The sequence below is a fragment of the Duganella sp. Leaf61 genome (assembly GCF_001421905.1).
Taxonomy (GTDB): domain Bacteria; phylum Pseudomonadota; class Gammaproteobacteria; order Burkholderiales; family Burkholderiaceae_D; genus Rugamonas; species Rugamonas zoogloeoides.
In genome coordinates this window covers 160837-186193 of the sequence record NZ_LMLM01000012.1, presented here as the reverse complement: position 1 = coordinate 186193, position 25357 = coordinate 160837, and the positions used below count along the sequence as shown (strand labels likewise).

Here is a 25357-nt window from a genome sequence, read left to right as displayed (position 1 = left end):
TCAACATGGCCTTGCATCCCGTACTGGAATCCGTCACCGCGCGCATCATTTCGCGTAGCAAACCTTCGCGTGGCGCTTATCTTGAGCATCTCGAAGCAGCGCGCGTGAAGGGCGTGCAGCGCGGCACCCTGGCATGTACCAACCTGGCGCACGGCTTTGCGGCGTTTCCCGCCAACGACAAGCTCTCGCTCAAGGAACTGAAAAAACCGTCGGTGGCGATCGTCTCCGCCTACAACGACATGCTGTCCGCGCACCAGCCGTTCGAAGGCTTCCCGGCGCTGATCAAGGACGCCGTGCGCGAAGTGGGCGCCGTGGCGCAATTTGCCGGCGGTACGCCCGCCATGTGTGATGGCGTCACGCAAGGACAGCCCGGCATGGAATTGTCGCTGTTCTCGCGTGACGCGATCGCCATGTCCACCGCCATCGCCTTATCGCACAATATGTTCGACGCGGCCGTGTACCTGGGCGTGTGCGACAAGATCGTGCCGGGCCTGCTGATCGGCGCGCTGCACTTCGGCCACCTGCCTGCCGTGTTCGTGCCGGCCGGCCCGATGACCACCGGCCTGTCCAATTCCGAGAAAGCCAAGATCCGCCAGCTATATGCCCAGGGCAAGGTCGGCCGTGCCGAACTGCTCGAAGGCGAGTCGCAGTCGTACCACGGCGCCGGCACCTGCACCTTCTACGGCACTGCCAACAGCAACCAGATGCTGATGGAAGTGATGGGCCTGCACCTGCCGGGCGCTGCCTTCATCACCCCGAACACGCCGCTGCGCGCCGAGCTGACCAAGGCCGCTGCCCGCCGCGCCGCCGTGATCAGTGCGCAATCGGACGAATACCTGCCGGTCGGCCACGTGGTCGATGAAAAATCGATTGTCAACGCGATTGTCGCGCTGCTCACCACCGGTGGTTCCACCAACCACACGCTGCACCTGGTGGCCATTGCCAAGGCAGCCGGCATCGTGATCGACTGGGACGACTTCGACGAGCTGTCGAAGGTCGTGCCGCTGCTCACCCGCATTTACCCGAACGGCAATGCCGACGTCAATCACTTCCACGCCGCCGGCGGCACCGGTTTCGTGATCCGCGAACTGCTCGACGGCGGCCTGCTGCACGACGACGTCACCACGATTTTGGGCAAGGGCCTGCGCGCCCACACCACCGAACCATTCCTGGGCGAAGGCGAGGTTGGGCGCGAAGGCGTGGTCTGGAAACCGGCGCCGGAACAATCGGGCGACGAAGCGGTGCTGCGCAAGATCACCGCGCCGTTCTCGCCGGACGGCGGCACAGTGCTGGTCAAGGGCAACCTGGGCCGCGCGGTGATGAAAGTATCGGCGGTGAAGCCCGAGCACCAGACCGTGGAAGCGCCGGCGCTGGTATTCAACTCGCAGGAAGATTTCATGGACGCCTACAAGGCCGGCCAGCTCGACCGCGATTTTGTTGCTGTGCTCCGTTTCCAGGGGCCGCGCGCCAACGGCATGCCGGAACTGCACGCCTTGACGCCGGCGCTGGCCAACCTGCAGGACGCCGGCCGCCACGTGGCGCTGGTCACCGACGGCCGCATGTCGGGCGCGTCGGGCAAGGTGCCGGCGGCAATCCACGTGTCGCCGGAAATCCTGGCCGGCGGACCGCTGGGCCGCGTGCGCGATGGCGACATCATCCGCGTGTGCGCCCGCACCGGCACGCTCGAAGCGAAAGTGGAAGCGAGCGTCTGGAATGCGCGGGAACAAGCCACGGCCGACCTGACCCCGAACGGCGTGGGCATGGGCCGCGAGCTGTTTGCCATGTTCCGCCACAGCGTCAGTGAAGCGGAGCAGGGCGCCACGACCTTCCCGCTGCCGTCGCCGATTCCCACCGTCGTCGGCCTGCATGACAAAGATCCGGTCGGTAACACCGTGCCGGGTTCCGATGAAGATTTCTCGATGAAGAAAGAAGCGTAAATCATGACCATGACTCTGCTCGACATTATGCGTACTTCCGCCGTGATCCCCGTGATCGCGATCGACGAACCCGAACACGCGGTACCGCTGGCCAAGGCGCTGGTGGCCGGTGGCATCCGGGTGCTGGAAGTGACCCTGCGTACCAAACATGGCCTGGGCGCCATCCGTGCCATGTCCGAGGTGGAAGGCGCCATCGTGGGCGTGGGCACCCTGACTGCGCCGGAAGAATTCGCTGCTGCGCGCGATGCCGGCGCTGTCTTTGGTGTCTCGCCGGGCCTGACCGCCGCCCTGATCCAGGCTGCAAAATCCAGCGGCCTGCCACTGCTGCCGGGCGTGATGACGCCGTCCGAGGTCATGGCTGCGCGCGAACACGGCTTCAGGCAACTGAAACTGTTCCCGGCCGTGCCGGCCGGTGGCGTGGGCATGCTGAACGCCATTTACGGCCCGCTGTCGGACGTAACGTTCTGCCCGACCGGCGGCATCTCGCAAGAGACGGCCGGCCAGTTCCTCAAGCTGAAGAACGTCGCCTGCGTGGGCGGCTCGTGGCTGACGCCGAAAGACGCGATTGCCGCCGGCGACTGGGAACGCATCACCGACCTGGCCAAGGCGGCCAGCGGCTTGCGCATCTAGGCTGGTTCGACTTGCTGACGAAAACGACGCTGCGGCGTCGTTTTTTTATTTTCAGGCGGTGATGGTTCTGAGCGCCGCCAGTTCTTCCTTGAGCACCTTGCGCAAGCTGGCCACGGTCAGCGCCGCACCTTTCGACGGCTGCATCGCCTTGCGCAACTCGGCGTTGATCAGCGTTTGGTAGCCGATGCCCTGCGCCTCGGCCTGCTCGCGGAAAAACGCCAGCACGTCGTCGTCAAGCATGATGGTGATGCGGCTTTTGCCAGTGGCTGGCACCACTGCACTGCGTTTTCCTTCCGTAAAATCGTAATCATTGCGCATGATATGTCCTCGTCTCGCCTTTGCTGGCCTTGCGCGCGGAGATCAGCCGTATGTGCTCGCCGCGCATGATGTACCACGATCAATAATCGTCCGTTGCCATCGGCCCCCAGCGTGACGAAGCGTTGCTCGCCAAACGCGTCGGATCCTCGATCGTGACCGCCATGAAGTCATGCAACGCTTCCTCCGCCTGGGCAAAACTGACGCCATGCTTGGCGCGGTTGAGCTTGGCCTTGAATGGATCGAATTCGATGTATGTTTCAGGATTATGCATATCCTATGCATATACTGCAGGCGCTGATTCGCGCTTTGAGGCGCCGCAAGCAGTGCTCTATCGAGCGTCTTTGCGCGTTCAGCCGGTCGAGGCTACCGCGCTCTGGATATGCGCCCGCAGCCACTGGTGCGCCGGATCGCGGTGCGCGCGTTCGTGCCACAGCATCGCCATCTCGTAGCCCGGTACCTCGATCGGCGGGGCGACGGCTTTCAAGGACCGGTTGCCGCGTACCAGCCGCTCCGGCACCATTGCTACCAGGTCGGTGGCAGCCAGCGCCGCGATCATGAACAGGAAGTGCGGCACCGACAGCGCCACCCGGCGCGTCAGGCCCGCTTGCGCCAGCGCCTCGTCGGTGACGCCGTAAAAGCCGCCGCCGCTGTTCGAGACCAGCACATGTTCGAGCGTGCAGAATTGCCTGAGCGTGGGTTTGCGCTGCAGGCGCGGGTGGTCCACCCGGCCCGCCAATACATAGCGCTCGGCAAACAGCGTGCGGCGGCGCAGGCCCGGCGGCGCGCCGGCGCTGGTGTGGAAGGCCAGGTCGATCTCGCCCTGTTCGGCCTGGCGGGTGATGCGGTCGGGCGCCAGTTCCAGCACCGCCAGCCGGGTGCCGGGTGCCTGCTGGCGCAGGCTGGACAGTGCGGGCAGCACGATGGTCGATTCGCCGTAGTCGGTGGCGGCCACGCGCCAGGTATTGGTGGCGCTGGCCGGATCGAAGGCGCTGGCCGGCGCCACCGCCTGTCCCAGCGCTTCGAGGGCCAGGCGCAGCGGCTCACGCAGCTCCTCGCCGCGCGCGGTGGGCTTCATGCCGCGCGGTCCGGGCAGCAGCAGCGGGTCGCCGAAGATGTCGCGCAGCCTGGCCAGGTGCACGCTCACCGACGGCTGCGACAGGTTCAGCCGCTGCGCCGCGCGCGTGACGTTGTGCTCGGCCAGCAGCACGTCCAGCGTAACGAGCAGGTTCAGGTCCAGCCGTCGAAGATTAAGCATTCTAATACCTGCTATGTTGGGAATTCATTTCCAATATACCTGAGCAAACTTTACGCTGTGTGCTTCTTATTCAAAGGAGTACCAGCATGAACATCCTGATCGTCCACGCCCACCCCGAACCGCAGTCGCTCAATGGCGCGCTCAAGGATTTTGCCGTGCGCCACCTGGAGGCGGCCGGACACGCGGTGCAGGTGTCCGACCTGTACGCGATGCAGTGGAAGCCGTCGCTCGATGCGCACGACAGTCTTGATGGCGCAGCGGTCGAACGTTTCGACGCGTCTGCCGATTCGCGCCTGGCCTACGACAGCAGTCGGCAGAGCGCGGACATCGCGCTCGAGCAGCAAAAGCTGCGCTGGGCCGATACCGTGATCCTGCAATTTCCGCTGTGGTGGTTTTCGATGCCGGCCATTTTGAAAGGCTGGGTGGACCGCGTGTACGCCAACGGCTTTGCCTATGGCGTGGGCGAACACTCGGACCAGCGCTGGGGCAACCGTTACGGCGAGGGCAACCTGGCCGGCAAGCGCGCCATGCTGATGGTAACCACGGGCGGCTGGGAATCTCACTACAGCGCGCGCGGCATCAATGGCCCGATCGACGACCTGCTGTTCCCGATCCAGCACGGCATCCTGTTCTATCCGGGGTTCGATGTGCTGCCGCCGTTCGTGGTGTACCGCACCGGCAAGGTCGATGAGGTCAAATTCGCGGAACTGTGCGCGCAACTGGCACAGCGCCTCGACACGCTGGCCAGCACTGCGCCGATTGCGTTCCGGGCGCAGAACGCGGGCGACTACGCGATTCCGGCGCTGACCTTGCGCGACGAGCTGGCGCCGGGCGTGACGGGATTCGCGGCCCACCGCGCCACGTGATCAGCCGCCCATCTTGCAAAGGCGCTAGCCGCCCATCTTGTTGTACAGTTTTCCGTCCCAGCGCATGGTAATGCGGCTGCAATGGAATTCGAAGTCGTCGCCGTCCTTGACCTTGAAAGTTTCGAAATGGTTGACGGCGATGCGCACCGCGTCCTGCAAGGCGCCGCCTTCGGGAATCTGCTTGGGCAGCGGCAAGTCCTTGATGTGCAGCAGGTATTCCACGCGCTTGGGGTCGGTGTTCTGGTCCCACCAGATATCGATGGCGACCTGGTCGCCACGATGTTCGGCTTCCGCCAGGCAGCGGCCGTGTCGTCTGGTTTCGAACTTGAAGCGCATTGATTACTTTCCGGATGGTGGCGAGAGCTTGCGCAACTGCATGCGCAAGCCGACTGGTGACATGGTAAAGCCTGACAACTCCTCCGGCTCGGCACCGTCGGCGGTCGCCACCGACGCGATATCGAAACTGCCCAGCAGCATGGCGGTGGCGATCTTGATTTCCAGCAGCGCCAGGTAGCGCCCGGGGCAGGTGCGCACGCCGGCGCCGAACGGCATCGACACCTGCTTGTTCATAACGCCGCCGTCGAGCCAGCGCGAAGGATCGAACTGCGCGGCGCGCGCCACGTGGTCGTCGCTCATGCTGTCGTGGCGCATCACCAGCCATACCAGGCTGCCGGCCGGCACCGCGACATCGCCTACCACGCTGTCGCGCAGCGCCTCGAGCGGAATGTACGGCGCCACGGGTTTGAGGCGCATGGCTTCCTGGGCGCAGGCGTCGATGTAGTCGAGCGCGTCCATCTGCTCGATGGTGAACGCTGCGGCAGCAGGCGCCACGCGTTGCACTTCGGCGCGGGCGGCTTCCAGCGCTGCCGGATTTTGCTGCAGCAGGTATAACATCCAGGCCAGCGTATGGCTGGTGGTGTCTTCGCCGGCCAGCAGCATGGTGGTAACGTTGCCGGCCACGGCGTCTTCGGCCAGGTCGGTGCCATCGTCTTCTGCCGCGCAGATCATTGCTTCGAGCAGGTTGGCGGGGCGTTCGCGTCGCGCCGGATCGGCAGCCAGGCGGGCGCGGGCTTCGGCCACCAGGGCGTCGATGGCGGTGTTCAGGGCGGCGATGCTGTGGTCGAGTTCGCGGTCGGCCGCCAGCTTGACGTAGCGCCAGTAGGGAAACAGCGACAGCGACCGTTTCGACACGGCCGGCAGGATGCGGTCCATGTGGCGCTGTAACACATCCTCGCCGCCATCGATGGTATTGACCTCGGTGCCGAACGCCAGCCCGGCCACGATATCGACGCTGTAGCGCTTGAGGTCGTCCGCCAGGTCGATGGTGGCGCCGCTGTCGGCTGCGCTGGCCCAGCGCCGTTGCAGGCGCAGCGCCACGGCCACCAGCGACGGGAAATAGGCCTTGACCGCGTGCGGCGCCAGCGCCGCCATCACCATGCGCCGCTGCTCGCGCCACGCTGCGCCTTCTTCGAGGAACACGCCGGGGCGGCCCTTCATTTCCTTGGCGATGTGCTCGGTGACGGCGGGGCGGCGGTAGCCGTCGGGGCGGTCGCGCAGCGCGGCCGACACCAGTTTATGATCGGACACCACCAGCGCCTGGGTGGGCCCGAGCGACATGCGAAACAGTGGCCCGAATTCGCGGCACCAGGCTTCGACATCCTGGTGGAAGCGCAGCGGCCGCATTTGCAGCAGGTTGCCCACCAGCGGCCACGGACGCGGACCGGGCAGGTCGGCAATGCGCCGTAGGGGCGTAGCGAGCGTGGCGGTATCGGGCAAGTGATGTCTCCTGGTTGTGGGGGCTAGCCGGGCGTTTGTGCTTCCACCCGGTTGCGGCCGTTCTTCTTGGCGCGGTACAGCGCGCGGTCGGCGGCGCCGATCAGCGTGTCGATGTTGACTGCCGATGCCACGCTGCGGGTGGCCACGCCGATGCTGACCGTCACCACGCCGCTGGCGCCGCCGTGCGCATGGGCAATCGCCAGCGCTTCGGCGCGGGCGCGGATCGTTTCGGCCATCTGCGTGGCCTGGGCGGTATCGGTGTCGGGCAGGATCATGGCGAATTCCTCGCCGCCGTAGCGCGCCATCAGGTCGGCCGAGCGCTTGAGCATGCCGGACAGCGCGGCCGCCACCTGGATCAGGCACTGGTCGCCCTTCTGGTGGCCATAGTGGTCGTTATAGGCCTTGAAGTGGTCGATGTCGATCATCAAGAGCGACAGCGGCGTGCCATGGCGGCGGGCGCGCCGGTGTTCGCGTTCGATCGCCACGTCGAAGTGGCGGCGGTTGGCGATGCCGGTCAGGCCGTCGGCAAAGGTTTGCGAGCGCAGCACCAGGGTTTGTTCGCGCAGCAGCTTTTCGCGGCCCACGGCGATGCTGACATCGGTGATCTGGATCAGGCAGTGGCGCCCGCCGTCGACCACATCGACCGGCGTCACCGCCACCGCCTGTTGCAGGCGTTCGTCCAGGCGCGCCGCTGCGGCATTGGCGTACAACGGGAATGGCGCCTTGTTGAGCGACTGCGACAGCAGCGACGGAAAATGGTGGTGCAGCGCCTGGTCGATGGCGGCGTCCACCCGACTGCCGCGCAGGGCCGGGAACAGCGCCAGCAAGTCGGCGCCCAGCGCCTGCTGCTGCGGAATCTGCGCGTGCTCGCTCATCCAGTCGTTCCACAGCACTACGCGGCGGTCGGGGCCCAGCACCACCGCGCCCAGGGTCACCGCGTTGAGTACGCTGTGCAGCAAATCGAGCGAGGGTTCACGTGCCATCGTCAAGCCAGCCACCTCAGGCTTGCCCCATCGCACGGGCGATGTAGCGGTTGATTTGTTCTTTGAGGTCGTGCAGCGCCGAGATGTCGAGCACGAAAGCGACATAGCCGAGGATCTGGTGCTTGTCGAGCGCGAAGTCGATGTGCAGCATCAGCACCACGCTGTCGGGTTCGCTGCCGGACACGCCGAGGATCTCGTCGCTGGTGCCAACGTGGTATTCAGGCAACGATCCGCGCAGTTCCTGTTCGAAGACATTGGCCAGGGTGCCGATGCAGGCATTGAGGATGATGTTGCCGATTTCGCACATGGCTTCCTGCTCCATGTCGGTCAGCTCCTGCAGGGGCACGGTTTCGCCGACCATCAGGCGCACCAGTTCCAGGCTTTTGTCTTCGGGGAACATGAGGATGGCGTCGGTATCGAACGCGCCCTCGTAGTGCTGGCTGACGCCGCAAATGCGGTCCGGCGCTTCGGCCTCGGCCGCCAGCCGGCTGCCCAGCAGCCGCGCGGCGTCGGCACGGCTGATGAAGCTGATCGACGGTACCGACATGCGCACTTCTTCGCTGACCAGCGCGCTCATCGACGCGGCAGCCTGGCCCACGCCGATATTGAAAATCTCGATCAGGGCGTCGTTTTCCAGCTCGGACAGTTCCACCATGTCAGCCTCCCGCCAGCGCCAGCAACTGGGCGATGCGCGCCTCGGTGATCGGCTTTTCCATGAAACCCAGCCCCAGCGCCTCGGCCCGCTCGCGCGTGGCGGACTGCACGTTGGCGGTCAGCAGGGAGATTGGCAGGGCAGGCGCCAGCCGCCGCAATTGCTCGGCGGCGGCGATGCCGCCCATGCCGGGCATATTGACATCCATCAGCACCAGGTCGGGTAGGGCCGCGCGTGCCTTCTCCAGCGACTCTTCGCCAGTGCCGGCTTCCACCACGTTCCAGCCGGGTTGCAGATGCAAAATATATTGGCGCGCCATCATCCGTGAGACGCGGCTGTCATCGACAATCAACACGGTTTTTGTTCGCTCGGGTGTAACGTCAGTCATGTCACCTCCTGGCTTGTATGTATGGGGCATTCTCGCATAATAGGGTTTTGCTTGGCAGCTATCCGTTAAAATAGCGCCACTGATTCCTCCCGCTTTCCTTTAATTGTTAAAAATCATGACCCAAGACGAACTGAAACAAGCCGTAGCGCGCGCCGCCATCGACTACGTGGTGGACAACGAAATCATCGGCGTCGGCACCGGTTCCACCGCCAATTTCTTCATTGATGAGCTGGCCAAGATCAAGGACCGCATCAAGGGCACCGTGGCGTCGTCGGAAGCGACCGCCGCCCGCCTGCGCGGCCACGGCATCGCGGTGTATGACCTCAACGACGTGCCGGCGATTGCCGTGTACATCGACGGCGCCGACGAGATCGACGCTTCCGGCGCCATGATCAAGGGCGGCGGCGCGGCATTGACGCGTGAAAAGATTGTCGCATCGGTATCGAAGCAGTTCGTCTGCATCGCCGACGGCTCCAAGCTGGTGGACGTGATGGGCAAGTTCCCGCTGCCGGTGGAAGTGGTGCCGATGGCGCGCGAAGCCGTGGCCCGCGCCTTGAGCGCGCTGGGCGGCGTGCCGAAGCTGCGGTTGAAACCGGGCACGGATGAGGCGTTCGTGACCGACAATGGCGGCCAGTTGCTCGATGTATCGGGATTGTCGATTACGGATCCGGTGGCGCTGGAAGCGCAGATCAACCAGATCGTGGGCGTGATCGCGGTGGGGCTGTTTGCCGCGCGCGGCGCCAATGTGTGCCTGCTGGGGATGGCCGAGGGCGTGAAAACCCTGAAGTTCTAAGGATTTGCTGGCCGCCTCGGCGGCCAGCATCCGGACTTACTCGGTCGGTGGCACGTAGCCCATCGCCGCATCGGCGCCGTCGCCGAAGAAGTGTTTTTCCATCTGTTGCGCCAGGTATTTACGGGCGCGCAGGTCGGCCAGGTTCAGGCGGTTTTCGTTGACCAGCATGGTCTGGTGCTTCATCCACGCGGCCCACGCTTCTTTCGAAACCGACTCGTAGATCTTCTTGCCCATTTCGCCAGGAACTGGTGGGAAATCCATGCCCTCGGCTTCTTTGTTGAGTTTAATGCAATGTACGGTGCGGGCCATCTGTCTTGCTCCTAAAGCTGTAACGTAAAGACGTCATTATAAAGATTTAATGAGGACCTGGGATTTGCGCTGCCAGTTATACATGTGCTGGCGATCCTTCGGTAGCGCATCGACCGTGGCCGGCACGAAGCCGCGCTTCTGGAACCAGTGCGACGTGCGCGTGGTGAGCACGAACAGCTTGGTCACGCCCAGCGCGCGTGCGCGGTTTTCCATGTGTTTCAAAATGCGTTCGCCGTCGCCCTGGGCCTGCACTTCGGGGTTCACCGTCAAACATGCCATTTCGGCCATCTTGTGCTCCGGGAAAGGGTACAGTGCCGCACAGCCGAAGATCACGCCATCGTGCTCGATAACCGAGAAGTAGTCGATTTCGCGCTCGATCAGCTCGCGGCCGCGCTTGACCAGGGTGCCGTCCGCTTCCAGCGGTTCGATCAGCTTGATGATGCCGCCCACGTCCTCGATCGTCGCCTTGCGCAGCGATTCGAGGTTTTCGTGCGAGATCATGGTGCCCACGCCATCGTGGGTGAACAGTTCGAGCAGGGCCGAGCCGTCCATCGCGAACGGCACGATGTGCGAGCGTTCCACGCCGTTGTCGCACGCCTTGATGCAGTGGCGCAGGTAAAACGCGGTGGCGTCGTCGAGGAAGCCGGCGTCGAGCACGGCTTCGGCCATGTGCGACGACAGTTCGCGGATTTCGGTGCCGCCGGCGTCGGTCATCATCGGCGTTTCGGTGATGAACACCAGCTTGTCGGCATGCAGGGCAATTGCCGCGCTGCACGCCACGTCTTCCATGGTCAGGTTGAATGCCTCGCCGGTGGGCGAGAAGCCCAGTGGCGACAGCAGCACCAGGCCGTCGGACCCGAGGATGGAATGGATGGTTTCGGCATCGACCTTGCGTGTGACGCCCGTCAGTTCCAGGTCCACGCCGTCAATCACGCCCAGCGGACGGGCCGTGATGAAGTTGCCGGAAATGATACGGATGGCCGCATTCGACATCGGCGTATTGGGTAACCCCTGGCTGAATGCGGCCTCGATATCGAGGCGCAGCTCGCCGGCTGCTTCCTTGGCGCACTCCATGGCGGCCGTATCGGTGATGCGCACGCCGTTGTGGAAGCGCCCTTCGACGTTGCGCAGGGCTAACTGCTCGGCCACCTGCGGGCGCGAGCCATAGACCACGGTCACATTGATGTCGAGCGCGTGCAGCAGCGACAGATCGTGGGCCAGCACCTGCAAGGCGCCGGCGGAAACGAGTTCACCGGGAAAGGCCACCACGAAGGTCTTGCCGCGGAAGGCGTGGATGTAGGGCGCGACTGAACGCAGCCATTGGACGAATTGGGTAGGGTTTTCCATTACCGGCATTATAATTCGGTGCGCGAATTCCGCACCCTATACTTGTAAAAAACAATGTCAGAAGCCAGCAACAAGCCTAAAAGCCCCCCCAATACACTCCGTGGCCCGCAAGACCGCCGCCCGCAAGCCCCTGCCAGCCCGTTTGCCGAGGCATTAAAAGGCGTAGTCGCTGTCAGGACGGAGCCGGTGCCGGCAAAGGTCCCGAACCCGGGCGGGGCGCCGCGCGGCAAGGGCGCGCCGCAACAGCGCCCGGCTGCTGGCATCGAAGATCCGGGGGCTCGCACGTCCCAACGGCGTCCCGCTGCTGGCAATGACGGCCGTGGCCGCGGTGCGCCTGGCGGTAGTCCGTCCGCCAGGGCCGAGGGGGACGGCAAGAATGCGTCGCGCGCGCGCCTGACACCGGAAGAGCAGGCCGCCCGCGAAGCCGCACGCGAGGCGCGCGAGGCCGAGCGCAATTTCCGTACGCCGCTGCCGCCGATCACCTTCCCCGAAGATTTGCCCGTCTCGGGCCGCCGCCACGAGATCGCCGCCGCCTTGCAGGCGAACCAGGTGATCATCGTTTCCGGCGAGACCGGGTCCGGTAAAACCACCCAGCTGCCGAAAATCTGCCTGGAACTGGGCCGTGGCCAAAAGGGGCTGATCGGCCACACCCAGCCGCGCCGGATCGCCGCGTCGTCCACCGCCAAGCGGATTGCCGCCGAACTCAATTCGCCGCTAGGCCAGCACGTGGGTTTCAAGGTGCGTTTTGCCGATACCCTGCAAAAGGGCGCGTCGGTCAAGCTGATGACCGACGGTATCCTGCTGGCCGAAACCCAGACCGATCCGTTATTAAAAGCCTACGACACCATCATCATCGACGAGGCGCACGAACGCAGCCTGAACATCGACTTCCTGCTCGGTTACCTCAAGCAGTTGCTGCCGCGCCGTCCCGATTTAAAGATCATCATCACGTCGGCCACCATCGACGCCGACCGCTTCTCGCGCCACTTCGGCACGCCAGAGAAGCCGGCGCCGGTGATCGAGGTATCGGGCCGCCTGTACGCGGTGGAAGTGCGCTACCGGCCGATCGACAGCGATGTGCCCAACAAGGCCAACCCGGGCGGCAATGCCGCAGCGATCGCCAACGCCGAGGGTAAAGGCCAGCGCACGGCCGCCGCGCGCGAAAAGCGCGACCTGATGGATGCGGTGGTCGATGCGGTCGATGAACTGGCGCGCCTCGGTTCCGGCGACGTGCTGGTCTTTTTGCCCGGCGAACGCGAAATCCGCGACACCGCCGAAGCGCTGCGCAAGCACCATCCGCCGCACGTGGAAATCCTGCCGCTGTTCGCGCGCCTATCGGCCGAGGAGCAGGAGCGCGTGTTCAAGGTGAGCAATGCGCGCCGCATCGTGCTGGCCACCAACGTGGCCGAGACGTCGCTGACCGTGCCCGGCATCCGCTACGTGGTCGATGCCGGTTTGGCCCGCGTCAAACGCTATAGCTACCGTAACAAGGTCGAGCAGCTGCAGATCGAGCCGATCGCGCAGTCGGCCGCCAACCAGCGCGCCGGCCGTTGCGGCCGCGTGGCCGATGGCGTGTGTATCCGCCTGTACGACGAGCAGGACTTCCTGTTGCGGCCCAAGTTCACCGAGCCGGAAATCCTGCGCTCGTCGCTGGCGTCCGTCATCCTGCGCATGAAGTCGCTGCATTTGACCGACGTGGAAAGTTTCCCGTTCATCGAGCCGCCGCTGGCGCGCGCGATTGCCGATGGCTACCAGCTGCTGCAGGAACTCGGTGCCGTCGATGAATACAACCAGTTGACGCCACTGGGCCAGAAGCTGGCCAAGCTGCCGCTCGACCCGCGCGTGGGCCGCATGATCCTCGCCGCGCTCGACAACGTGTGCCTGAGCGAAGTGCTGATCATCGCGTCCGCGCTGTCGGTGCAAGACCCGCGCGACCGCCCGATGGAACACCAGCAGGCGGCGGACGAAGCCCATAAAAAATTCGCCGATGAAAAATCCGAATTCCTCAGCTACCTGAAAATCTGGCGCTGGTTCGAAAACGCCATCGAGCACAAGAAAACCAACCGCCAGTTGATGGACAACTGCCGCACCAACTTCCTGTCGCAGTTGCGCCTGCGCGAGTGGCGCGACGTCCATTCGCAGCTGGTCACGCTGGTCAAGGAACAGGGCTGGCGCGTCAACGAATTGCCGGCCACGTACGAGAACCTGCACCTGGCCCTGTTGACCGGCTTGCTTGGCAATATCGGCTTCAAGAGCGAAGACGAGCCGGGCGCCGGGTATCTCGGCGCACGCGGCATCAAGTTCCATATCTGGCCGGGATCGTCGCTGCTGAAAAAGCCGGGCAAGTGGATCATGGCGGCCGAACTGGTCGATACCACGCGCCTGTACGCGCGCTGCGTGGCCCGCATCGAGCCGGAATGGCTGGAAAAAGTGGGCGGCCACCTCTTGAAAAAATCGTGGGGCGAGCCGCGCTGGGAAAAGCGCTTGGCACAAGTGACGGCGTCCGAACGCGCCACGCTGTACGGGCTGGTCGTGTACAGCCAGCGCCGCATCAACTACGGCGCTTTCAACCCGACCGAGGCCCGCGAAATCTTCATTCGCGATGCGCTGGTCGGTGGCGATTACGACACGCGCGCGCCGTTCTTCGCCCACAACCACAAGCTGATCAAGGACATCGAAAACCTCGAACACAAGTCGCGCCGCCTGGACGTGCTGGTCGATGATGAACTGATCGCAGCGTTTTACGACAAGCTGATTCCGGCCGACGTGGTCAACGGCGCCGGTTTCGAAAAATGGCACAAGGACGCCACCGCCGCCGAGCCACGGCTGCTGTACCTCAACCGCGACGAACTGATGCGCCACGAAGCGGCTGGCGTTACCACCGAGCTGTTCCCGAAGATCATGTCGGTCACTGGCCTCGAGCTGGGCCTGACATACCACTTCGAACCGGGCAGCGTGCGTGACGGCGTGACCCTGGCCGTGCCGCTGTACGCACTGAACCAGTTGCCGCGCGAGCGCTGCGAATGGCTGGTGCCGGGCATGCTCAAGGAAAAAGTGCACCTGCTGCTCAAGTCCCTGCCGCAAAAGCTGCGCCGCCACTGCGTGCCGCTGCCCGACTACGCGGCGAAATTCTGCGAGCGCGTGCACGAAGCGGGCGTGTTCGGCCGTGGCGACCTGGTGGACGCCATCATTGCCGACATCCGCAAGCAACTGACGATTGCCGTGCTGACCACCGACTTCAAGCCGGAAACCTTGCCCGCCCACCACTTCATGAATTTCAAGGTGATCGACGAGCACGGCCGCCAACTGGACATGGGCCGCAACCTGGCCACCTTGCAAGCCGAGTTCGGCATGCAGGCGCGCGAGAGTTTCCAGAAGATGGCGGAGACGTCGGGCACCACGGTAACATCCGCCGCGCTGTCGGCTGCCCAGCCGGCCAGCGGCGCCAGGCCAGCCGCCGGCGGCAAGGCAGGTGCTGCGGCGCCTGTCACTGCGACGGGCGGCAAGGGGGGCACCGGTGCGGCGCCACACGGTGGCGTGGACGCTGCCGAACCGTCCAACCTGACCAACCTCAGCAACTGGACCTTTGGCGAACTGCCCGAACTGCTCGAAATCCCGCAAGGCAAACTGACGCTGATCGGCTTCCCCGCGCTGGTGGACAAGCGTACCCACTGCGACCTCGAAGTCTTCGACGACCCGACCGTGGCAGCGCGCACCCACCGCCAGGGCCTGCGCCGCCTGTTCGCGCTGCAGATGAAGGATCAAATCAAGTTCATCGAGAAAAGCATCCCGAACCTGCAGCAAATGGGCATGCAATACATGGCCATGGGCACGCAGGAAGAACTGCGCGACGAGATCATCAACAAGGCGCTCGACATCGCCTGCCTGCAAGATCCGTTGCCGACCGATGCTGCCAGTTTCACCAAACGCAAGGACGAAGGCAAGTCGCGCCTGGTGCTGCTGGTCAACGAAGTGGCGCGCCTGCTGTCGCAAGTGCTGACCGAGTTCCACGGCCTGCCCAAGCGCCTGCAAGGCTTGCCGCAGGCAGCGGCAACCGATATGCAGGGCCAGTTGCAGGGCCTGGTACATAAGCGCTTCCTGTCCGACAACGACTACAGCCAGCTGTCACACTTTCCGCGCTACCTGAAGGCGATGAACGTGCGCATCGAAAAGCTGCGCGCCGATCCCGCCCGCGACGCCAAGCTCATGGCCGACTGGCAACTGGCCGCCACGCCATACCAGCGCCTGCACCGCGACAAGAGCGCCGGCAAGAATACCGACCCGAAACTGGTCGAGTTCCGCTGGATGCTGGAAGAGTTGCGGGTATCGCTCTTTGCCCAGGAACTGCGCACGCCGATGCCGGTGTCGGTGAAGCGGCTGCAAAAAGTGTGGGAATCGATGCAACGGTAATGATCGTGCGCAGGTGGTTTCCGCTTAGACTGGGAGACTACAGGAGGTTCGATGAAGAAAGCCGCTGGTTTATTCCGCAGCCTGATGCGCACGTCGATCAAGACCGCGCGCCAGGGCGCTGCCGTCAACAAGCTGATGACGGCGATGCTGACGCCGGCGCCGCCCAGGCGCAAGGCCCGCGCCAAGCCGGCGGCTTCATCGTCCACTGCATCGCCCAGGCCGGCGCCTTCGTCCGCAAAGCCGCCAGCATCGACTTCAAAGCCAGCAGCATCGACCTCCCGGTCCTCGCCCGGCAGAGTCACGCCACCACCGGCCAGCAGCAACATCGCGCCCGGCAAATGGCTCACGTCCCACGTCGAAAGCGCCAACACCCGCCGCATGAGCTTTTGGCTGTACCTTCCGCAGAAAGTCCCCGAGGAAGCAATAGCCCAAGGCCTGCCGCTGATCGTCATGCTGCATGGCTGCCACCAGACCGCCACCCAGTTCGCCCAGGGCACGCGCATGAACCAGTGGGCCGAGCGCAAGGGGTACGCCGTGCTGTACCCGCAACAACTGGTCAGCAACCAGTCCCAGCGCTGCTGGAAATGGTACGACCGCGCCACGCAGGAGGGCGGCGGCGACGTTCCCACCATCGTCGCCATGATCGATAAGGTGGCGGGCGCGTATGCGATCGACCGCTCGCGCGTGTATGTCGCCGGGATTTCGGCTGGCGCCGGCATGGCCAATATCCTTGCACTGAACCACCCGCAACTGTTTGCTGCCGTGGGCCTGCACTCCGGCCCCGTGTTCGGCGCCGGCCACAGCACGATGGGCGCTCTGGGCGTGATGCAACATGGCGCAGCCCTGCGCGCCGACCTGGCCGTGCGCGAAGTGCTGGCCCGTCACGCGCGCTTTCCCGGCATGCCCACGATCTTGATTGCGGGCGAGGGCGACAGCGTGGTGCGTCCGATCAACCAGGTTCAACTGGCCCGCCAGGGGCTGGCCTTCAATGGACTGGCGCCTGACGCACCGGCGAAAATTACGCACAAGGCGCAAGGCAGCAACGCCCGGCACAACGCCCATCGCATCGACGATTTTTACGACGGCCGCAAATTGCTGCTGCGCGTGGCCCGCATCGACGCCCTCGACCACGCCTGGAGCGGCGGCGACCCGGCATTAAAATTCAACGCCAAGGCCGGCCCGGACGCCACCCGCATGATGCTGGAGTTTTTCGCACGGCACCGGCGCGGCTAAAGCCTGGAGCCTGCCCGGCAGCCCATGAGCGGCTGGTGCCTATTGCCCGTGCGGCGGCTGCCACAGTTCGACCTTGTTACCCTCGGGGTCGATCACCCAGCCGAATTTTCCGTAGTCCGAGTCGTCGGCCTTGTCGAGCACCTGGCAGCCTTCGTCGCGCAGCACGGCAAGCAGCACACCCAGCCGCTGTGGACGGGCGGGCATTTGGTCGGCGTCCATGTTTTGCTGGTGCCGCATACCGCGTTGAAGTCGGCGGTGCGGCTCCGGTAGCACGTTGTATGCGGACCTTTGGTGATCGGCGCTGGCGCCCCAGGCCCGTCTGGACATTGCCTAGAGCAGCAGGAAGGCGGCAGCAGCTACTGCGGTTGGCGCCAGCGCGCCCAGCAGCAGTCCCGCCATGCCGATCGACTCGTCGTTGAAGCCGCGCCGCAGCAGCGCCACGCCGGCCGGGTTGGGCGCGTTGGCGATCACGGTCAGGCCGCCGCCGGTCACCGCCCCGGCCATCAACATGTATTGCGCCTGCGGCGAGATGCCGTCGATCAGCGAGCCGAGGTAGGTGAGGGCGGCGTTGTCGGTAATTGCCGTCAAGGCCGTGGCGCCGAAGAACAGGGCCAGCGGCGACAAGCTCTCGACGATCGGTTGCAACCACCATTGCTGCATGCCGCCGAGTACCACCAGCCCGGCCAGGAAGAAGCCGACCAGCAGCGCCTCCTTGATGATCAGCGGCGACTGGTAGCGCTGGTACGCGGACGTAAAACCGAGAAACAGCATGAACAGGCCCAGGAACAGCACCGGGTGGTGGCCGAACACGACCACGCCGGCCAGGAAAGCCAGGTGGATCAGCGTGACCGCCAGCGGCACCGGCGGCGCTTTTTCGATAGTGGCGGTGGCCGTGATGCTGTCGTCATTGGCCGCCTTGCCGCGCAGGTGCGGGCGCAGCAGCATGCTTACCACGGTGGCGTTGATCACTACCGCGATCACCGCCTTCCAGCCGAAGGTGCTGGCCATGAAGGCGCTGTCCCACTGCCAGGTGGCGGCCACCATCAGCACCGGCGGCGCCGCGTACGACGTCAGGGTGCCGCCGATGGAGACGTTGACGAATAGCACGCCCAGCGCGGCGTACTTGAGCGGTTCGGGCATGCCGCGGCGGAACACCAGCGGTGCGAGCATCAGCGCCGCCAGCGTCATCGCAGCCGGTTCCGTGATCAGCGACCCGGCCAGCGGCACCAGCGCCAGGCCCAACCAGGCCAGCGCCAGTTCGGTGCGCACGGGCAGCTTGTGCGAGAACGCCAGCAGCAGTTGCTGAACGGCTTCGAGCACCGGGCGCGAGGCCGCCACCACCATCACCGTGAACACGAACAGCGGCTCGGTGTAGTGGCGCGATTCGGCATACGCGATGGCGGCCTGGCCGCCGTTGGTCAGCGCCATGAACACGATCAGGACAAACGCCCAGAAGCCGAACACCACCTCCACTTCGCCCAGCAGGTGGAACAGGCCGGCGTGGCGCGGATGGCGGTGCGCCAGCACCTCGAACGATTTCGCGGCAAACGTGTGGAGCAGGGCCAGCGCGAACAGGATTGCGCCGATGAGTTCGATATTTTGCAAAAGAGAACCTTAGTTGTTGGTGATTAGTGGCGCCAGCGCTTGCCGCGCGGCGGAGGGACTCAGCGCGGTGGCGTCGAGCGTGCGCAGCGCTTGCGCGACCTCGTTGCGGCGCGTGGCGTCTGCAAGAATGGCCTGGTTGGCGGCCAGCGCCGCCAGCAGTTGGGTGGTGATCAGGTCGAGTTTGGGACGGATCTCGGCGGCCAGGTCGGGGGCGTCGGCGAAGCGGCCGGCGTGTTGGGCGCTCCAGCGTGCATACAGCTCGCGCTGCACGGTTTTCGACGCTTCGATCTGGGCGCGGAATACCGCTTCCACCCGGTCCGCCGGCAGACCGAGCGCGCGGCCTTGTTCGACGGCGGCGGCAATCACCAGTGCCTCGCGCGGCAGGTCTTCGACCGGCGCCTGCTTGTTCCACTTGGCGCGCGCGACCGGTTCGGCCAGCAGCAGGCGCTGGTCGATGGCCTGGCGCAACGGTTCCAGCGTCCACGGAAATGCCAGCCAGTGTTCGACATCCTGTTGCAGCGCGCCGCTGGCGAGACGTTCCTGCAACCACTGGTCCACCACGGCTTTGAAAGCCGGGTCGCGCGGCAGCAGCATGGCCTTGTCGGCGCTGTCGAACGGCGCCTCCGGGTGCACTGCACACAGTTCCGGATGCAGGCGTTGTTGCAGCCGGGTTTCCATGGCGTCGGTCATCATCAGGTCGGCCTTGCCGGCGACGATCTGGCCGAAGATGGTCACATTGTCCGGGTAGACCGTCAGTTGTGCACGCGGCGCGTGGCTGCGGGCAAAGCGTTCGTTGGTGCCGCCCGGGTTGACGATCAGGCGCACGTCCGGCTGGTTGATCTGCGCCAGTGTCTGGAAGCGTTGCTGATTTTCGCAGCGCGTGATCGGGGTCTTGCCGTCGCGCTGGTACGAGATCGAAAACAGGCCATGCTGCTGGCGCTCCGGCGTGATGGAAATGCCGCCCACGGCGATGTCGAACTTGTCGGCATTCCAGTCGGCCAGCAAAGCAGGCCAGCTGGTAGGGACGATGGTGAGCTTGACACCGAGGCGCCTGGCCAGGCCGGCCGCCAGGTCGATATCGAGCCCGAGGTATGCGCTGCTCTGGCCCAGTCGATACGTGTAGGGCTTGTAATCGGCAGGCGTACCCACGCGCAGTTCGCCGCTGGCGGTAATGGCGGCCAGCTGCTGCGCCGGTCCTGCCGACACGGTGCCGGTCGTGGCAGCCAGGAGCAGGCAAAGCAGGAATTTGGGGGCGTGCTTCAAGACGTGTCCGGTGGTTGGTATTTGGTTAAATTTTCCAACCGGTATGGTACCGCACTCGGTGCGCTGCGGGTGTGTCGCCCTCAATGAAAATCGCGCGACCGTGTGTCGAGTGCGCCCAGCAGGTGGGACAGGTCCACCAGGCGCTTGGCGACCAGGTGGCGCACATTGTTTTCCGTTTGCCACACGCCGTACACGCCCAGCAGTTGCGCGCCCATCACTTCGCGGCGTTGCTGTTCCACCAGGCTTTTCCAGCAGATCACGTTGACCGTGCCGGCCTCGTCTTCCAGTGTGATGAACACCACGCCCTTGGCCGTGCCCGGCCGCTGGCGCACGGTGACAATGCCGCAGCCGCGCGCCAGTTGGCCGTTGGTAAACCCCATCAGCACATCCGAGGGTGTGAAGCGCATCTTGTACAGGCGCTCGCGCAGGAACGAGACCGGGTGCCGGCCTAGCGTGAGGCCCAGGTGGCGATAGTCGGCCACCACGCTTTCGGCAGCCGATGGCGCCTCGAGTTCAATGGCTTCTTCCACCACGGTGGCCGGGCGCAGCAGACCCTTGTCGGGCACGCTGGACGCGGCTTGCCACATGGCCTGGCGGCGGTGGCCGGCCAGCGAGGCGAGGGCGCTGGCGCTGGCCAAATGGGTCATCTGGCGCGCATCGAGGCCGGCGCGTGCGGCCAGGTCGGACGTGTCGGCAAACGGCGCCACCGCGCGCGCTTCTTCGATACGCCAGGCGGCGTCTTTCTCCATACCGTCGACGTTGTTGAGACCCAGGCGCACGGCTGGCATGCCGTTGGCTGCAGGTTCAAGCGCTGCTTCCCAGGTGCTCACGGCCACATCGACTGCATACACTTCGACGCCATGGCGGCGCGCATCCTGCACCAGCGCCGAACGCGAGTAAAAGCCCATCGGCTGCGAGTTGAGCAGGGCGGCCAGAAAGGCCGCCGGTTCGTGGCATTTGAGCCAGCTCGAGACGTAGGCTAGCAGCGCAAAGGACGATGCATGCGATTCGGGGAAACCGTATTCGGCGAAGCCCTTGATCTGGTTGAAGATGGTTTCCGCAAACTCGGGCGGATAGCCGCGCGCGTCCATGCCAGCCTTGAGCTTGTCCTTGAATGGTTGCAAGCCACCCTTGCGCTTCCACGCTGCCATGGCGCGCCGCAGCTCATCGGCTTCGCCCGGTGTAAAGCCGCCGGCCACGATGGCGATCTGCATCACCTGCTCCTGGAAAATCGGAATGCCCAGTGTTCTCTCGAGTACGCCCTTGATTGCGTCGCTGTGGTACGACACCGGATCGATACCTTGCCGCCGCCGCAAATACGGGTGGATCATGTCGCCCTGGATCGGGCCAGGCCGCACGATCGCCACCTCGATCACCAGGTCATAAAAAGTTTGCGGCCGCAGGCGCGGCAGCATCGACATCTGCGCCCGCGATTCGATCTGGAATACGCCGATGGTATCGGCCTGGCAGATCATCTCGTAGGTGGCCGGGTCTTCGGCCGGAATGTCGCCCATTTCGAAACGCTGGCCGCGCCGCTCGGACACGAGATCGAGCGTGCGGCGGATGCAGCTGAGCATGCCCAGCGCCAGCAAGTCCACTTTCATCAGGCCCACTGCATCAAGATCGTCCTTGTCCCACTGCACGATGCTGCGGTCTGCCATCGCGGCGTTCTCGATCGGCACCAGGCGGCACAGCTTGGTGTGCGAGATGACGAAGCCCCCCGGGTGCTGGCTCAGGTGACGCGGGAAGTGCATCAACAGGTCGGCCAGGTAGTTCCATTTTTCCACGACCGGCGAGCTGGTATCGAAGCCGCAGTCGAGCAGGCGCTGTTCGAGGTCGGCACGGCCGCCCCAGCTATGCGAGGCCTTGGCCACCTTGTCCACCACCGTCAGATCGACGCCCAGCGCCTTGCCCACGTCGCGCAGCACGCTCCTGGGCCGGTACGAGATGACCACGGCGGTCAGCGCCGCGCGCATGCGGCCGTACTTGTTGTACACGTATTGCAGCACTTCTTCGCGGCGCTGGTGTTCGAAGTCGATGTCGATGTCGGGCGGCTCGTTGCGCTCTTTCGATAAAAACCGTTCGAACAGCAAGGTGCCGCGCGACGGATCGACCTCGGTCACACCGAGGCAATAACACACGGCCGAGTTGGCGGCCGAACCGCGTCCCTGGCACAGGATCTGCTGCCCACGGGCAAAGCGCACGATGTCGTATACGGTCAAAAAATAGGCTTCGTATTGCAGGTCGGCGATGATGTCGAGCTCGCGTTCGAGCGACGCCTGCACATTGTCAGGGATACCGTGCGGGTAGCGCCAGTGGGCGCCGATATACGTCTCCTTGCGCAGGTAGCTGGTGGGCGTTTCGCCGTCCGGCACCAGCTCGTGCGGGTATTCGTAGCGCAGCTCGTCGAGCGAAAATGTACATTGGCGCGCCAGCCGCACGGTCTCGTCCAGCGCCGCGCGCGGGTACAGGTTGCCAAGGCGCACGCGTGAACGCAAATGTTGCTCGGCATTGGGCGCCAGCTTGTAGCCGCACTGCGCCACCGGAATGCCGTGGCGGATCGCCGTCATGGTGTCCTGCAAGGGCTTGTACGAGCGCAGGTGCATGCAGACGTCGCCGGTGGCCACTACCGGGATGGCGAATTCTTCGGAAATGCCCTCGATCATGCGCCGGTGCAGCGCGTCGCGCGCGCGGTGGTGCAGCGTGAGCGCAATGCGCACCCGGCCCGGGGCGTTGTGCAGCAGCCATTGCGCGTGCCGCTCCACCTCCTCGTATGGCGCGCAGTAGCGCGGCGCCAGGATGAACTGACAGTCGGGCAGGCCGCGCAAATGCACGAGGTCGCCAACGGGCTGGGCGATGTCGCGCGGACGCACCAGGTACGTACCCTTGTCGGCGCGCATGCGGCCCACGGTGATCAGTTCGCTCAAGTTGCCGTAGCCGTTCTTGTTGGTGGCGATGATGATCAGGTTGAACGGCGGGCTGCCGTCCTCGGGCGTAATCGCCATCTGGCTTCCGATCACCAGGTGCAGGCCGCATTCCCTGGCCGCCACGTGGGCGCGCACCACGCCGGCCAGGCTGCATTCGTCGGTGATGGCAATCGCGCTGTAGCCAAGCTGGTGGGCGCGCTGCACCAGCTGCTCGGGCGGCGAGGCGCCGCGCAGAAAGCTGAAATTGCTGAACACTTGCAGTTCCGCATAACTGGGCAAGCTGCTGGCGGGGACACCGCCGGCAGGCAAGTTGCCAGGCAAACCAGCGGGCAAACCGCCGGGGAGACTACCCGGTAGTCCGCTGGGCAGACTACCGGCAGGCGGGCCATTGCCGGGTGCCGGCGGCACTGGCGGCACTGGCGGAATAGGCGGAATAGGCGGCTTGTCCATGGTCAGGCATACAGCCCATGCAAAAACCAGCGCGCATCGGTAGTGCGTTCGAGGTAGATCCAGTAGCAGCTGGCGTCGCTGCCCTGGGCGACGAAGTAGTCGCGCGCGGCGGTTTGATCGTTCCACCAGCCAGCCTCCAGCCGCTCGGGGCCGGAGAGGATTTTGAGGGCGCTGCCGTAAAACGGCCGGTTGTCGCGCATCAGCAGCGCGATTGGTTTCGGCAGCAACCAGAACGGCCGGCCGTCGAATACTTCCTCCAGTTGCGGCTTGGGGCGCCTGGCCGTGGCCGGCAGCCAGGTGTTGCAGATTTCGGGGCGGTAGTCGTCCACGGTGGCGGGCGTGAGCACGTTGTCGGCGCCGAGGCGCGCGGTGAGCAGTTCGAGCAGCCGGTGATAGTCCTGCGGCGTGCCGCCCGGCTCGGGAAACAGCGACGCATTGGGGGGCAGCATGGCTTCGATCTTGACGGCTTCGAGCCGCAGCGCGATCACCGGCGCATGCAGTTCCACCTTGCCGAGGCGCTCCTTGAGCAGACGCACCAGGTGCGACTCGTGCCATGCCGGTTCGGCCAGCATGATCTCGAGCGCCGTGGGCGCTACTGCTGCCCGGCCGCGCTCGTGTTCGAGGTACAGCGTGAACGCGCGCACCGCTTGCTGCATGGCGGTAAGCCAGCCCACCAGTTGCTGGATCAGGCTCGACGCTCCGTGCAGCAAGGCGTCGGCATGCTCGACGCGTTCGAAGGTTTCGATGCGCGCGCAAAATTGCAACGGTGGCTTGATCCACTCGAACATTTCCGGCGCCTCGCCATAGGCGCGGTCGAGCGCGGCCAGCAGGTCTTTGTCGGTGCGCCGCAGCAGCCCTGCGCGCGGCAACCGGCGCAAGGCGCCCAGGTCGCGCGCGCCGATGTCGGTGAGCCAGCCGTGAAACGGTGCGGCGGCCGGGATCAGCTCGCACGGCAGCTGGTTGAGACGCTGTTGCAGGCGTTCCATCGACGCCACCCGGCGGCCCTTGGGCTGGTCCTTGCGCCGCTCGTTGCGCGCCAGCAGCCAGGCGCCTTCTGCCGTGGGGGCGGTGCCCAGTTGCAGGGTGAAGCCGAGCGCTGCCACGCTGCGCAGCACGCGCAGACACAGCGCATGCGGACCCTTGAACAGCGTGAGGCTGGCGCTCACGTCCAGCAGCAGCGACCAGTCGGGCTGGTACGTGATGTCGGGCGTGTATTGCATCAGCGCGGTGGCAATCGCTTCCAGCGCCAGGTCTTCCTTGTCGGCCGCGCGGTCGAGCAGGATGGTCTGGGGCGCGATGGCCGCCACGCCGCCGCCGCGCATTCCCAGGCGCACGCCGGCCTGCGCAGCCTGGCGCGACATGGCCAGCACCAGGCCGTGCTCGACGACGACCATGGGCGCCGGCTCAGACCAGCACGGTCGTTGCGCTTCGAGCGGCAACAACGGCAGGTGGACGCTTAACATCAGTTTCATGATCGTGGGAGGCAGGTTGCAGGGGGATATGCAGCGGTACCGGCATATCACCGAGGGGAATGAAAAAAGGTTGCTCGCAATGGGGACCCTTGCGCTTGATGATGTCCACCGAAACACCGCCCGCGGCCGGGCGCAAGGTCATGCGCAGCGGCGACGGCGAAGCGTCGGCTGCCGCCGCGATGGGTCGCAGCAGCCACAGCCAGGTATCGGTGCTTTGCGCGGCCAGGTTGAGCCGGCGCAGCGCTTCGGGCCGTACATTGGCCTGCCACAGCAGCACCGCGCCGCACGAGCCGTTCTTGAGGATTTGCTCGGCCGCCCACAGCGCATCGGCACTGCTGGCCGGCTTGAGCCACAGCAGGTTGCGGTCGTTGACTTGCCAGGCCCGGCACGCCATGGCGTGCGGCAAATAAGGCGGCTGCACCAGCGCCACGCGCTGGCGCGCGGCCAGGCTGGCCAGCACGGGCTTTAATAATTGCATTTCGCCGATGCCGTGTTGCTGCACCAGCAGCTCGATCAGCGCCGAGCGTGGCCAGCCCTGGTTGGGCAGTTCGCGATCGAGCCGGTCGTGCCCGGTGCTGCAAGTGGTGGAGCGCGAAATGGCCAATTCGCTGGCACGCCACACATCGCGCATGGCCAGGCGGCCAGCCTGCGCAGCTGCGGTGGTGATGGGGAGCGGTGGCGTAAGCATGGCTGCACGGGTGGTCGAGAACGAACGTAAAAGGTAAAAATAAACTTGTGCACAT

At 65.0% G+C, this 25357-nt stretch carries 22 protein-coding genes; 6 read left to right on the top strand and 16 right to left on the bottom strand.

Going from position 1 to position 25357, the window contains the following annotated elements:
• Positions 1-5: 5 nt before the first annotated feature.
• Entirely contained in the window at positions 6-1937 is a 1932-nt protein-coding gene (gene edd, locus ASF04_RS09830) for a phosphogluconate dehydratase (protein WP_056140615.1), read from the top strand.
• Positions 1938-1940: 3 nt separating this feature from the next.
• Complete coding sequence (eda, locus tag ASF04_RS09825; RefSeq protein WP_056140612.1) at positions 1941-2567, top strand: bifunctional 4-hydroxy-2-oxoglutarate aldolase/2-dehydro-3-deoxy-phosphogluconate aldolase; 627 nt, start codon at positions 1941-1943, stop codon at positions 2565-2567.
• Between the two features lie 51 nt (positions 2568-2618).
• Here eda and ASF04_RS09820 read toward each other — a convergent pair whose 3' ends face one another.
• The 3 genes from ASF04_RS09820 to ASF04_RS09810 form a co-directional block, all read right to left on the bottom strand.
• Positions 2619-2885, bottom strand: coding sequence for a BrnA antitoxin family protein (locus tag ASF04_RS09820; protein ID WP_056140609.1), 267 nt, complete (start codon positions 2883-2885; stop codon positions 2619-2621).
• Positions 2886-2964: 79 nt separating this feature from the next.
• Entirely contained in the window at positions 2965-3156 is a 192-nt protein-coding gene (locus ASF04_RS09815; protein WP_229204996.1) for a BrnT family toxin, read from the bottom strand.
• A gap of 78 nt (positions 3157-3234) precedes the next feature.
• Positions 3235-4140 (bottom strand): LysR family transcriptional regulator, encoded by a 906-nt coding sequence (locus ASF04_RS09810; protein WP_056140606.1) that lies wholly within the window; start codon positions 4138-4140, stop codon positions 3235-3237.
• Positions 4141-4226: 86 nt separating this feature from the next.
• Between ASF04_RS09810 and ASF04_RS09805 the strand changes: the two genes are divergently transcribed.
• Positions 4227-5006 carry an NAD(P)H-dependent oxidoreductase gene (locus ASF04_RS09805; protein ID WP_056140603.1) on the top strand — a complete coding sequence of 260 codons (780 nt, stop codon included), beginning with the start codon at positions 4227-4229 and terminating at the stop codon, positions 5004-5006.
• A gap of 24 nt (positions 5007-5030) precedes the next feature.
• On the opposite strand, the gene ASF04_RS09800 is transcribed toward ASF04_RS09805, so the two are convergent.
• The 5 genes from ASF04_RS09800 to ASF04_RS09780 are packed head-to-tail and all read right to left on the bottom strand — an operon-like array spanning position 5031 to position 8805.
• Positions 5031-5342 (bottom strand): hypothetical protein, encoded by a 312-nt coding sequence (locus tag ASF04_RS09800; protein ID WP_019922780.1) that lies wholly within the window; start codon positions 5340-5342, stop codon positions 5031-5033.
• 3 nt (positions 5343-5345) lie between these two features.
• Complete coding sequence (locus ASF04_RS09795; protein ID WP_056140601.1) at positions 5346-6782, bottom strand: cytochrome P450; 1437 nt, start codon at positions 6780-6782, stop codon at positions 5346-5348.
• Positions 6783-6805: 23 nt separating this feature from the next.
• Positions 6806-7765 carry a sensor domain-containing diguanylate cyclase gene (locus ASF04_RS09790; RefSeq protein ID WP_056140599.1) on the bottom strand — a complete coding sequence of 320 codons (960 nt, stop codon included), beginning with the start codon at positions 7763-7765 and terminating at the stop codon, positions 6806-6808.
• A gap of 16 nt (positions 7766-7781) precedes the next feature.
• Positions 7782-8420, bottom strand: coding sequence for a chemotaxis protein CheC (locus tag ASF04_RS09785; RefSeq protein WP_056140598.1), 639 nt, complete (start codon positions 8418-8420; stop codon positions 7782-7784).
• Between the two features lies 1 nt (position 8421).
• Positions 8422-8805, bottom strand: coding sequence for a response regulator (locus ASF04_RS09780; protein WP_056140596.1), 384 nt, complete (start codon positions 8803-8805; stop codon positions 8422-8424).
• A gap of 115 nt (positions 8806-8920) precedes the next feature.
• On the opposite strand from ASF04_RS09780, the gene rpiA reads away from it, so the two are divergent.
• The gene (gene rpiA, locus ASF04_RS09775; protein WP_056140594.1) at positions 8921-9598 is read left to right on the top strand and encodes a ribose-5-phosphate isomerase RpiA; all 678 of its coding nucleotides are present in this window, start codon (positions 8921-8923) and stop codon (positions 9596-9598) included.
• A gap of 36 nt (positions 9599-9634) precedes the next feature.
• Here the strand turns inward: rpiA and ASF04_RS09770 are convergent, their stop codons facing one another.
• Together ASF04_RS09770 and argA are read right to left on the bottom strand one after the other, a co-directional pair.
• A complete protein-coding gene (locus ASF04_RS09770; protein ID WP_019922774.1) occupies positions 9635-9907 on the bottom strand; it encodes an oxidative damage protection protein in 273 nt (90 codons plus the stop codon).
• Between the two features lie 36 nt (positions 9908-9943).
• Positions 9944-11254, bottom strand: a complete 1311-nt coding sequence (argA, locus tag ASF04_RS09765; RefSeq protein ID WP_082488672.1) for an amino-acid N-acetyltransferase — start codon at positions 11252-11254, stop codon at positions 9944-9946.
• A gap of 54 nt (positions 11255-11308) precedes the next feature.
• On the opposite strand from argA, the gene hrpA reads away from it, so the two are divergent.
• Positions 11309-15664, top strand: a complete 4356-nt coding sequence (gene hrpA, locus ASF04_RS09760) for an ATP-dependent RNA helicase HrpA (RefSeq protein WP_229204995.1) — start codon at positions 11309-11311, stop codon at positions 15662-15664.
• A gap of 51 nt (positions 15665-15715) precedes the next feature.
• Positions 15716-16897, top strand: coding sequence for a PHB depolymerase family esterase (locus ASF04_RS09755; protein WP_229204994.1), 1182 nt, complete (start codon positions 15716-15718; stop codon positions 16895-16897).
• Positions 16898-16936: 39 nt separating this feature from the next.
• Here the strand turns inward: ASF04_RS09755 and ASF04_RS09750 are convergent, their stop codons facing one another.
• The 6 genes from ASF04_RS09750 to imuA form a co-directional block, all read right to left on the bottom strand.
• A complete protein-coding gene (locus ASF04_RS09750) occupies positions 16937-17116 on the bottom strand; it encodes a VOC family protein (RefSeq protein ID WP_229204993.1) in 180 nt (59 codons plus the stop codon).
• Positions 17117-17227: 111 nt separating this feature from the next.
• Positions 17228-18502, bottom strand: coding sequence for a putative Na+/H+ antiporter (locus tag ASF04_RS09745; RefSeq protein ID WP_056140585.1), 1275 nt, complete (start codon positions 18500-18502; stop codon positions 17228-17230).
• 9 nt (positions 18503-18511) lie between these two features.
• Complete coding sequence (aroQ, locus tag ASF04_RS28480) at positions 18512-19765, bottom strand: gamma subclass chorismate mutase AroQ (protein ID WP_056140581.1); 1254 nt, start codon at positions 19763-19765, stop codon at positions 18512-18514.
• 80 nt (positions 19766-19845) lie between these two features.
• Entirely contained in the window at positions 19846-23001 is a 3156-nt protein-coding gene (locus ASF04_RS09735) for an error-prone DNA polymerase (RefSeq protein ID WP_056140578.1), read from the bottom strand.
• 143 nt (positions 23002-23144) lie between these two features.
• A complete protein-coding gene (locus ASF04_RS09730) occupies positions 23145-24614 on the bottom strand; it encodes a DNA polymerase Y family protein (protein WP_164474766.1) in 1470 nt (489 codons plus the stop codon).
• Entirely contained in the window at positions 24547-25302 is a 756-nt protein-coding gene (gene imuA / locus ASF04_RS09725) for a translesion DNA synthesis-associated protein ImuA (protein WP_056140573.1), read from the bottom strand. The genes ASF04_RS09730 and imuA overlap by 68 nt, the downstream gene beginning before the upstream one ends.
• Positions 25303-25357: the final 55 nt, after the last annotated feature.